Genomic DNA, 2,014 nt, shown 5'->3' on the forward strand with positions numbered 1-2,014 from the left:
GGGCAACACCGTGCTCGTCGTCGAGCACAAGCCCGAGGTCATCGCGATTGCCGACCATGTCGTCGACCTCGGTCCCGGTGCCGGTGCGGCCGGCGGCGAGGTCGTCTATGAAGGCAGCGTCGCCGGCCTGCGCAAGAGCGGCACGCTGACGGGCCGACACCTCGACGACCGCGCCGCGCTGAAGGACAAGCTGCGCAAGCCCGCTGGCGCGCTGAAGATTCGCGGCGCCAGCACGCACAACCTGCAGAAGGTCAACGTTGACATCCCGCTCGGCGTGCTCTGCGTCGTCACCGGCGTGGCCGGCTCGGGCAAGAGTTCGCTGATCCACGGCTCGGTGTCCAAGCTGGAGGGCGTCGTCGCCATCGACCAGGCCGCCATCCGCGGCTCGCGGCGCAGCAACCCGGCCACCTACACCGGCCTGCTCGACCCCATCCGCAGCGCCTTCGCCAAGGCCAACGGCGTCAAGCCTGCGCTGTTCAGCGCCAACTCCGAGGGTGCCTGCCCGACCTGCAATGGCAACGGCCTGATTTTCACCGACCTCGGCCCGATGGCCACGGTGTCCACCGTCTGCGAAGACTGCGGCGGCAAGCGCTTCCAGGCGGCCGTGCTCGAATACAAGCTGGGTGGGAAAGACATCAGCGAAGTGCTGGCCATGTCGGTTGCCGAGGCGGCGGCATTCTTCTCCAAGCTCACGCCCGCTGCGCATGCGATTCTGGAAAGGCTGTCAGACGTCGGCCTGGGCTATCTCAGCCTCGGCCAGCCGCTGACCACCTTGTCGGGTGGCGAACGCCAGCGCCTCAAGCTCGCGACGCAGATGGCCGAGAAGGGCGACGTCTATGTGCTGGACGAGCCGACAGCCGGCCTGCACCTGGCCGACGTCGAACAACTGCTCGGCCTGCTGGACCGCCTCGTGGACGCCGGCAAGTCCGTCATCGTCATCGAGCACCACCAGGCCGTCATGGCCCATGCCGACTGGATCATCGACCTCGGCCCAGGCGCGGGCCATGACGGTGGCCGGGTCGTCTTCGAGGGCACACCGGCCGATCTGATTGCCAAGCCCTCAACCCTGACGGGCGAGCATCTGGCGGACTACGTCGGCGCGACCAAGCCCAAGGCGCGAGCCAAGAAATCCTAGGCCTGCACCGGCACGCTGATCTCGAACCAGAACCGGCTGCCCTGAGCGAGCCGGCTCTCCAGCTTGATCTCGCCGCCCATCATGCGCACCAGTTGGCGGCTGATGGCCAGGCCCAGGCCGGTGCCGCCGACCCGCTGCTCGGCATTGCCGGCCTGCTCGAAGGGCTCGAACAGGCGGTAGACCTGGTCGTCGRCGATGCCCACGCCGGTGTCCTGCACTTCGAAGCACAGCCGCACATGGCCCGGCTCGGTGTCGGCCAGCGGCGGCAGCGCGCGCGCCATCAGCAGCACGCCGCCGACGTGGGTGAACTTGACCGCGTTGCCCAGCAGGTTCAGCAGGATCTGGTTGAGCCGCTTCTCGTCGGCCAGCACGACCGCTGGCAGTTGCGGGTCGAGCTGCAGATCGAGCGTGATGTGCTTGCCCTCGGCCATCACGCGCACGATGTCGATCACGGCCTGCAGGCGCGGGACCAGTTCGACGGGGCCGATGCGCAACTCGGCCTTGCCGGCCTCGATGCGCGACAGGTCGAGGATGTCGACGATCAACGTCAGCAGGTGCTGGCCGCTGCTGTGGATGATGTCCAGGCCGTTGCGCTGCTTCGGCGTCAGGCCGTCGTCCATCTTCAGGATCTGCGCATAACCCATGACTGCGTTCAGCGGCGTGCGCAGCTCGTGGCTCATGCGCGCCAGGAACTGGCTCTTGGCACGGCTGGCGATTTCGGCGCGCTCCTTGGCGTCACTGAGTTCCAGCGTGCGCTCGGTCACCAGGTCCTCGAGGTGGTCACGGTGGGCGCCAAGTTCGGTCTCGCGCTCCTGCAGCGCCGTGATCATGCGGTTGAAGGTCTCGGCCATCGCTGCGATGTCGCGCGGGCCACCAGCC

General features: G+C 67.9%; 2 protein-coding genes. One reads left to right on the forward strand and one right to left on the reverse strand.

Features of this window, described 5'->3' with window-relative positions:
• Positions 1-1,135 (forward strand): ATP-binding cassette domain-containing protein (locus AC1DU6_RS29040; protein WP_477861409.1); only part of this gene is annotated, 1,135 nt, incomplete at its 5' end.
• Here AC1DU6_RS29040 and AC1DU6_RS29045 read toward each other — a convergent pair.
• On the reverse strand, positions 1,132-2,014 hold an 883-nt coding region (locus AC1DU6_RS29045), incomplete at its 5' end, for a sensor histidine kinase (protein ID WP_477861411.1). The two genes, AC1DU6_RS29040 and AC1DU6_RS29045, sit on opposite strands and share 4 nt — an antisense overlap.

The organism is Roseateles sp. P5_B10 (assembly GCF_056400485.1).